Source organism: Pseudarthrobacter sp. B4EP4b, assembly GCF_006680095.1.
Classification (GTDB): domain Bacteria; phylum Actinomycetota; class Actinomycetes; order Actinomycetales; family Micrococcaceae; genus Arthrobacter.
The window spans coordinates 19814-28609 of record NZ_VHIJ01000040.1; the positions used below are offsets into that span (position 1 = coordinate 19814).

The 8796-nt window shown below is 67.9% G+C and carries 6 protein-coding genes; all 6 read left to right on the forward strand.

Features of this window, described 5'->3' with window-relative positions:
• Positions 1-47: 47 nt before the first annotated feature.
• The 6 genes from FNL14_RS15100 (at position 48) to guaB (ending at position 8722) form a co-directional block, all read left to right on the forward strand.
• A complete protein-coding gene (locus tag FNL14_RS15100) occupies positions 48-1571 on the forward strand; it encodes an ATP-dependent DNA ligase (protein ID WP_142061413.1) in 1524 nt (507 codons plus the stop codon).
• A 131-nt stretch (positions 1572-1702) separates the two neighbouring features.
• The gene (locus FNL14_RS15105) at positions 1703-3337 is read left to right on the forward strand and encodes a helix-turn-helix transcriptional regulator (RefSeq protein WP_142061416.1); all 1635 of its coding nucleotides are present in this window, start codon (positions 1703-1705) and stop codon (positions 3335-3337) included.
• Positions 3338-3431: 94 nt separating this feature from the next.
• On the forward strand, positions 3432-3779 hold the full coding sequence (locus tag FNL14_RS15110; RefSeq protein ID WP_091415211.1) for a hypothetical protein: 348 nt from the start codon (positions 3432-3434) through the stop codon (positions 3777-3779).
• Positions 3776-4885 (forward strand): NAD(P)/FAD-dependent oxidoreductase, encoded by a 1110-nt coding sequence (locus tag FNL14_RS15115; protein ID WP_091415214.1) that lies wholly within the window; start codon positions 3776-3778, stop codon positions 4883-4885. The genes FNL14_RS15110 and FNL14_RS15115 overlap by 4 nt, the downstream gene beginning before the upstream one ends.
• A 9-nt stretch (positions 4886-4894) precedes the next feature.
• Positions 4895-6973 (forward strand): acyltransferase family protein, encoded by a 2079-nt coding sequence (locus tag FNL14_RS15120; RefSeq protein WP_220126190.1) that lies wholly within the window; start codon positions 4895-4897, stop codon positions 6971-6973.
• A gap of 237 nt (positions 6974-7210) precedes the next feature.
• Positions 7211-8722 (forward strand): IMP dehydrogenase, encoded by a 1512-nt coding sequence (gene guaB / locus FNL14_RS15125; RefSeq protein ID WP_050054391.1) that lies wholly within the window; start codon positions 7211-7213, stop codon positions 8720-8722.
• The last annotated feature ends 74 nt before the right edge of the window (positions 8723-8796 follow it).

The following is an 8796-nucleotide window of genomic DNA, read 5'->3' on the forward strand; positions in this document are numbered from 1 at the left end:
GAGCAGCGTCCGGGCGCTGTCCAGAGTCCGCGTGGCAGACTGATGCCATGCTGCTCGATGAGCTCGTGAAGACCACGGACGCCGTCGCGTCCACCCGCTCCAGGCTTGCGAAGGTGGAGGCACTGGCGGACCTGCTGCGCCGGCTGGACCCGGCGGAGATCACGACGGCGGTTGGCCTGCTCAGTGCCAGGCCGCGGCAGGGCAGGGTAGGGATCGGCTGGCGCGGCATGTCGGCGGCCATGGGGGAGCCCGCCGCTGCACCCAGCCTCACCGTGGCCGACCTCGACGCCGCATTGGACCGGCTGCTCGCCACTGCCGGTGCCGGATCAGCGGCGGAGCGCGCTGCCACCCTCCGGACACTGACCGCGGCAGCCACCGAACGCGAGCAGGCATTCATCGCCGGAGTGCTGCTGGGCGAGTTGCGGACCGGCGCACTCGAAGGCGTACTGACTGATGCGGTGGCGCGCGCCGCGGACCGTCCGGTTGAAGCAGTTCGCCGCGCGGCTATGCTCTCCGGCGATCTTGGCGGAACCGCACTGCTGGCGCTGACGGGCACGGCGGCCGAGCTGGATGAGGTGGGCCTCGTCGTCGGCCGTCCCGTGCAGCCCATGCTCGCCGCCACAGCGGCCAGCGTGGACGCGGCGCTTGAGGTCACGGGCGAGGCCTCCGTGGAATATAAGCTCGACGGCGCCCGCATCCAGGTGCACCGGGTTGGCGACGACGTGCGCATCTTCACCCGAACGCTCGCCGAGGTGACCCACCGCCTGCCCGAAGTGGTGGAGGTGGTGCGCGGTTTGCCGGTGCGCGACGTGATCCTCGACGGCGAGACCCTCGCCTTGGACGAGGACGGCGGGCCCCGGCCATTCCAGGAGACGATGTCCCGTTTCGGGGCGGAGGTGGCGCGCACCACCCTGCTGCACCCATGGTTTTTCGACGTGCTGCACCTGGACGGCCGCAACCTGTTGGACGAGCCGCTGGCCACGCGGCTCGCGGTGCTCGAAGGCATCGCGCCTGGGCATCGAATTCCTGGCAGAATCACGGCTGATGCCGCTGTTGCCGGGCAAGTGTCCCGTGATGCGCTCTCCGCTGGCCACGAAGGCGTGATGGTGAAGGCTGTGGGATCGGCCTACGCGGCCGGCCGGCGTGGATCCAACTGGATCAAGGTGAAACCGGTGCTCACCTACGACCTGGTGGTGCTCGCCTGCGAGTGGGGGTCGGGGCGGCGCACCGGGCTGCTCTCCAACCTGCACCTGGGCGCGCTTGACCCCGCCGGAGAGTTCGGCCCGCCCGGCGGGTACGTGATGGTGGGCAAAACCTTCAAGGGTCTCACCGACGCGTTGCTGCAATGGCAGACAGAAAAGTTCCAGGAGCTTGAGGTGCGCCGCACCGCCGGAACGGTGTGGGTGGAGCCCGTCACTGTCGTCGAGATCGCGATCGACGGCGTGCAGCAGTCCACGCGCTATCCGGGCGGGATTGCGCTCCGCTTCGCCCGGGTCAAGCGCTACCGCGATGACAAAACCGCGGCGGAGGCAGACACCATCCAAACGCTCCGCGGACTGCTCCGCTCCTAGCCGGTCAGGCTGTTGTCTCAGCTGCGCCGCGGGCGTACGGTGGCGCTTAAGTACGGCCGCCCATGCATTGTGGGATGTCCTGCAGGCGCCAGGATGGCGGGCCGGCAGGGTGGTATCCGAAAGGAGGCCAGGTGACAGCTGAGACAGGCCTGGACCAGGGCCGGTCAGCCTTTCGTGACCACCGGTGGACCGATGCGTTCGAAAACTTCCGCGATGCGGACCAGCGGGGTGGACTGCCGGCAGCGGACCTTGAACGGCTGGCCACGGCGGAGATCCTGACCGGCAACGCGGTGACCGGCCTGGAATCGCTCACCCGGGCCCACGAGGAGTACCTGGTCATGGGCGACATCGTGGGCGCCGCCAGGTGTGCTGGCTGGATGGCGATGCACTTAACGCATCTGGGGGAGGGGGCGCGGGCCGGAGGTTGGCTGGCACGCGGCCGGAGGCTGGTGGATGAACTCGCCGAACCGGACGCGGTACAGGGCTTCCTGCTCATCCCGCAGTGCTTGGGAATGCTGTACGGCGGCGACCCCGCAGGAGCCCTCAAGCTGTTTTCCGAGGCTGCGCAGATCGGCCAACGGTTCCAGGACAGGGACCTGTCCGCTCTCGCGCTGCTCGGCACCGGCCAGGCCACCCTGGAACTGGGCCGGCCCGAGGAGGGCCTGCGGATCTTCGATGAAGTGATGGTGGCAGTCACGGCGGGGGAACTCTCAGCAGTGCCGTCAGGAATTGCCTACTGCGCCGTGATCGGAAACTGCCACATTGCTTTCGACCTGGAACGGGCCTTGCAATGGACTGCCGCCCTCGACCGCTGGTGCCGGGACCGCCCCGACATGGTCGCCTTCAGCGGACAATGCCAGGCCCACAGGGCAGAACTGTTCCGGCTGCACGGAGCCTGGGCGGAAGCGCTCGAGGCAGCCGCCGCGGCCCAGGATCGATCCGGCCGGGGTGATCCCCAGGCGATGTACGGGGGCCATTACCAGCAGGGCGAAGTAGAGCGGCTGACCGGGAAACTGGATCTGGCGGAAACTTCCTTCATGCAGGCGGCGCGCAGCGGTTATGAGCCGCAACCCGGACTGGCCCTGGTGTCCCTGGCGCGCGGCGACGTGCAGCAGGCGCAGGCAATGATCCGGCGGGCCGCTGGCCTGGCTGACGCGGCTACCCGCCGGCATCTGTTGCCCGCGCTGGTGGACATCGAGCTGGCAGTGCCTGACCTGCCCGCAGCGGGCAAGGGTGCCGCGGAACTGGGCCGCTTCGCGCAGGAGTGCCCCCTGCCCATGGTGCGGGCGGTCGCGCGCCAGGCTGAAGGAGCGGTCCGGCTGGAGGAAGGTGATCCGGGCGGCGCGGCCCAATCCTTGCGCCAGGCCTGGCATCTCTGGCTTGAACTTGGCGTGCCGTACGAGGCTTCCCGCTGCCGGGTCCTGATCGGACGGGCCTGCCGGGATCTTGGCGATGAGGCGTCAGCACGGATGGAGTTCGAAGCGGCGCATGCGGAGTTCCTGGAGCTGGGAGCGGCGCCGGCGGCTGCCTGGGCGGCCTCGCTGATGCCAACGAACGACGGCGGGACTGCCGGGCCACTGACCCCCAGGGAAGCGGAGGTGCTGCGGCTCGTGGCCTCCGGCCAGGGCAACCGGGCCATTGCGGCGCTCCTTTTCCTCAGCGAAAAGACGGTGGCACGGCATATCAGCAACATCTTCCTGAAGCTGGGCCTGTCCTCGAGGGCCGCGGCCACCAGGTATGCCTTTGAACACGGGCTGGCCGGCTGAAGGGATCTGCACAGAATTACCCATCCAGTGCCCGCCGCGCATTTGCATAATTTCCCCGAAGCCGGGAAGAAGGCCCCGATCATAGCCTCGAAGCATGAACCTTCCAGTCCTTGCAGGCACCCTCTCGACGGTGCTCTTTGCCGTGGGAATGCTGCCAATGCTGGTGAAAGCCGCACGCACGCGGGACCTCGCTTCCTACAGCCTGGGGAACCTGGTCCTGAGCAATGTAGCCAACGCCGTGCACTGCGTTTACGTTTTCAACCTCCCGGCCGGGCCCATCTGGGTCCTCCACCTCGCCTACGTCCTCGCCTCCGCGCTGATGCTGGCGTGGTGGCTGCGCTACCGGGAAGCGGACAGCGACGGCCGGAGCACCCGGGCAGCAGGACACCAGGAACGTTCAACAGCAGGCATCCCCGTTAAAGAAGCAGGAGCACAGCCATGAACAACAACAACGTGACCGGCATGCTGGACACGATCATCATCGGCGGCGGCCAGGCAGGCCTCACGGTGGGCCATCACCTGAAGAAGCAGCAACAGAACTTCCTCATCCTGGACGCAAACCCGCGCACGGGAGACGCATGGCGCCAGCGCTGGGACTCGCTCCGGGTGTTCACCCCCGCCAAGTACGACGGCCTGCCGGGCGAGCCGTTCCCGGCAGACCCGCTGTCCTTCCCCACCAAGGATGAGGTGGCCGGATACCTGGAAGGATACGCCGAACGGAACGCCCTGCCCGTGCTGCACGGCACCCGGGTGGAACGCTTGTGGCGGGAAGGCGGGCACTTCATCGCAGCAGCAGCCGACGGACGCCGCTGGGAGGCGCGCAACGCCGTCGTCGCCACCGGAGTCAGCCAGACCCCCAAGGTTCCCGGCTTCGCCACGGATCTGGCACCTTCTACGGTCCAGCTCCATTCGGCCTCCTACCGGAATCCGGGGCAGCTGCAGGACGGCTCCGTCCTGGTGGTGGGGCTGGGAAACTCGGGCGCAGAGATCGCCTTCGAAGTGAGCAGGACGCATCCCACCACTGTCGCCGGAAAGCCCGGCGGCGAACTGCCGGTGAAGCACGGGCGGGCCGCCGCCCGCTATGTGCTGCCGGTGGTGCGCTTCCTCGGCCTGCACGTCCTGAACCTCAACACTCCGGTGGGACGCAAAGTGGCGCCCGCCTTCAAGGCACACGCCGCGCCCCTGATCCGGACTAAAACCAAGGACCTGGCCGCAGCAGGGGTGCGCTTGGTGCCACGGGTCACGGGTGTGGAGGACGGGAAGCCGGTCCTGGCGGACGGCACCCGGCTGGACGTGGCCAACGTGATCTGGTGCACCGGTTTCCGCGACGACTTCAGCTGGATCGATCCGGACCTGCTCGTGGACGGTGAGCTGCCGCGGCAGCATCGTGGCGTGGCGCTCGATACGCCGGGTTTGTTCTTCCTGGGGCAGGAATTTTTGTACGCCGCGGCATCGGCAACACTGCCGGGAGCGGGCCGCGACGCGCGGTACTTGGCCGGAAAAATACCCTCCCTGGGTAGAATCGATGTTTTGCCTATGCGCCAGTGAGGTCTATTTGTGTCCGTAGCGAGAACAGAGGCTGCAGCCAAACCGCTGCCCGGAGCCAGTACCAGAAGCCGGAAACCCACCTTCCGGTCCGAGGTCCAAGGGCTCCGGGCCCTCGCCGTGTTGATGGTGGTTGCCTACCACGTGTGGCTTGGCCGGGTGTCCGGCGGCGTGGATATTTTCCTGCTGATCTCGGCCTTCCTGCTCACACTGTCGTTCGTCCGGAAAGCCGAGGCCGGACGTCCGTTCGGCCTCGTGGCGCACTGGCTGCACCTGTTCAAGCGGCTGTTGCCGGCCGCCGTCGTGGTGATCTTGGGCGTCCTTGCCGGAACCTGGCTGATCCTGCCGCAGAGCCGCTGGCCGCAGGTGCTGGACCAGGCCTGGGCCTCCCTCCTGTACAGCCAGAACTGGCTGCTCGCCGACACCGCCGTTGACTACTACGCCCAGGACCACGCCGGGGCCAGCCCCCTCCAGCACTTCTGGTCGCTCTCCATCCAGGGCCAGGTGTTCATCCTCTGGCCGCTGGTCTTCGCCGGAACTGCGGGGCTGCTGGTGCTCCTGCGCCGGATTCCTGCCTGTGCCGGCATAACCTACCGCGGGCTGCTGGCGGTGGTCTTCGGGACGGTCTTTGCCTGGTCGCTTGCCTACTCGGTGGAGCAGACCGCCACCAACCAGGCGTACGCCTACTTCGACACCCGCGCCCGCCTCTGGGAGTTCGCCCTGGGGTCGCTGCTGGCCCTTGCGCTGCCCTACCTCAAGCCGGCGCGGGGGCTGCGGGTAATGCTGGGCTGGGCCGGGCTGGCGGCCATGGTTTCGTGCGGCCTGCTGCTGACCGTGGACCGTTCCTTCCCCGGATACGTTGCGCTGTGGCCCACGCTGGCCGGCGCCGCCATCATCACGGCCGGGCAGACCGGCAGCCGCTTCGGCGTGGACAGGATGCTCAGCAGCAGGCCGCTGGTGGCACTGGGCGACAATTCCTACGCGCTGTACCTGTGGCACTGGCCGGTCCTTGTCCTGGCGCTCGCCGCCACCGGCGTGGAGGTACCCAACCTGGTCCAGGGCCTCACCATCGTCGGGGCCTCCGTGGTCCTGGCCGTCCTCACCACCCGCTTCGTGGAGAAGCCGCTGCGGGACTGGCACTGGCCGAAACTGCGCGCGTGGCGCACCGCCGTCGTGATTGTTGCCTGCGGCGCCCTGCTGGCAGGTCCCGTGGCCATTTGGCAGACCACGCTCACCGCTGAGGAAAGCGCGACGGCGGCACAGCCGCGGGAGCTCACGCCGGGGGCCGCGGCGCTCAGCCCCGGGAACGCCGCCGTACCCGCCCCTGACGCCAGGATCATTCCGGGCCCCGCCGCCCTGGACAACGACTGGGCCGGCATCCAGGACCCGTGCATCGGTGCCAACGCCACCCCTGATCCCATCCTCGAAGGCTGCCGGCAGGCGGTTCCGGAGGGGGAGGTGACCAAGCGCATCGTGGTCCTGGGGGATTCGCACTCGCAGCAATACCTGGGCGCCCTCGCGCCCATCGCGGCGGCACGCGGCTGGGAACTGGTAACGCTGCTGATGCCGGCCTGCCGCTTCGGTGCAGAATCGGAGACCCGGAACGCCGAGTGCAACGCCTACAACCAGGCCAGCGCCGCCTACGTCCTGGAACACCGGCCGGACGCCGTGTTCACCGTGGCATCGCTGACCCATGAAGAAGCGCCGTTCGAGACCGAGGTGCCGGGCTACCTGGACGGCGTCCGGCCGTTCGCCGACGCGGGCATCGAGATCGTAGGGATCCGGGACAACCCGCGGTTCACTTTCAACATGCCCGAGTGCGTGCAGCGCAACGGCGCAGACGCCCACGAATGCAGCGTCCCTGTGGAGGAGTCCCTGGCAGACCCGTCCCCGCTGGAGGCCTACCGGGGCAAAGTCGAGGGGCTCCACCTGATGGACCTGAGCGACTTCATCTGCGCCCGCGGCATCTGCCCGGGCGTGGTGGGGAACGTGTACGTCTATAAGGATGACAACCACCTCACCCGGACTTACGTGGAGACCATGATCCCCATGTTCGAGCAGCGCCTCCTCGCCGCCACAGGCTGGAGCTGAAGAGTTAGCCCGCGGCTGGGACGTTAGGGAGCGGGTGGGGCGTGCGGTTGCTCACATTGCCGGCTTGGAATAGGGGGATCGGCGCCAAGGTTCTAATATTTACTCAACACTTTCTGACCTCCGGACCGCCGCGCAGCGGTGATCTGCACAACTTCCTGCACAGGCCAGTCCCGTAATGACGGGCTGGTCATCGGCTGCAACCCCTACCCGCACGCAACCAAGGTAAGAGGCGCACTCATGACCGAGCCCGAACACAACCCCTTTGGCTTCATCGGCCTGACCTACGACGACGTCCTGCTCCTTCCGGGCCACACGGAGGTCATCCCCTCCGAAGCGGATACGTCCTCCCGGATTTCCAAGCGGATCACCGTGCAGACGCCGCTGCTGTCCGCGGCCATGGACACGGTGACAGAATCGCGGATGGCTATCGCAATGGCTCGCCAGGGCGGCCTGGGCGTGGTGCACCGCAACCTGTCCATCGCCGACCAGGCGGACCAGGTGGACCGCGTCAAGCGCAGCGAGTCGGGCATGATCACCAACCCGCTGACCATCCGGCCCGAGGCCACGCTGCGCGAACTCGATGACCTGTGCGCCCAGTACCGCGTGTCCGGCCTGCCGGTTGTTGACGAGGACAACCGCCTTCTGGGCATCGTCACCAACCGCGACACCCGCTTTGTGCCTGAGTCCGACTTCCCGCTGCGGCTCGTCAGCGACGTGATGACCAAGATGCCCCTGGTCACCGGGCATGTGGGCATCAGCCGCGAAGAGGCCTCGCACAAGCTGGCCACCAACAAGATCGAAAAGCTGCCCCTGGTGGATGAGCAGGGCCGGCTGAAGGGCCTGATCACCACCAAGGACTTCACCAAGGCGGAGCAGTACCCGCTGGCCACGAAGGACGATGAAGGCCGCCTCCGCGTAGGCGCTGCCATCGGCTTCTTCGGGGACGGCTGGGAGCGCGCCATGGCACTGGTTGATGCCGGCGTCGACGCCCTGTTCGTGGACACGGCCAACGGCCACTCGCAGGGCGTGCTGGACATGATCCGCCGCCTGAAGTCCGATCCCGTGGCGGCGCATGTGGACGTCATCGGCGGCCAGGCGGCCACCCGTGAAGGCGCCCAGGCCCTGATCGACGCCGGTGCCGACGGCATCAAGGTGGGCGTGGGACCGGGCTCCATCTGCACCACCCGCGTGGTGGCCGGTGTGGGCGTCCCGCAGATCACTGCCATCTACGAATCCGCCAAGGCAGCCATCCCTGCCGGGGTGCCCCTGATTGCCGACGGCGGCCTGCAGTACTCGGGCGACATCGGCAAGGCCCTGGTGGCCGGCGCCGACACCGTGATGCTCGGCTCCCTGCTGGCCGGCTGCGATGAGTCACCGGGCGAGCTGATCTTCGTCAACGGCAAGCAGTTCAAGTCCTACCGCGGCATGGGCTCCCTCGGCGCAATGCAGTCCCGGGGCAAGAACACGTCCTACTCCAAGGACCGCTACTTCCAGGCGGACGTTTCCGGTGATGACAAGCTCATTCCCGAAGGCATTGAAGGCCGCGTGGCGTACCGCGGGCCGCTGGCTTCCGTGGCCTACCAGCTGGTGGGCGGCCTGCGCCAGACCATGTTCTACACCGGCGCACCCACCGTCCCGGAGCTGAAGGCGCGCGGCAAGTTCGTCCGGATCACCCCCGCGGGACTGAAGGAATCGCACCCGCACGACATCCAAATGACCGTCGAGGCGCCGAACTACGGCTCCCGCTAATCCCCGGCGCCTCCCTGACCTTGCTTCGCTGCGGCCAGGGAACCCTGGCGCCGTGGGCCCAACCGGCGCGTCCC

Bases quoted from the DNA above. Each gene is read 5' to 3' on its own strand.
- FNL14_RS15100 (WP_142061413.1), top strand. From the start codon at position 48: ATGCTGCTCGATGAGCTCGTGAAGACCACGGACGCCGTCGCGTCCACC.
- FNL14_RS15115 (WP_091415214.1), top strand. From the start codon at position 3,776: ATGAACAACAACAACGTGACCGGCATGCTGGACACGATCATCATCGGC.
- FNL14_RS15110 (WP_091415211.1), top strand. From the start codon at position 3,432: ATGAACCTTCCAGTCCTTGCAGGCACCCTCTCGACGGTGCTCTTTGCC.
- guaB (WP_050054391.1), top strand. From the start codon at position 7,211: ATGACCGAGCCCGAACACAACCCCTTTGGCTTCATCGGCCTGACCTAC.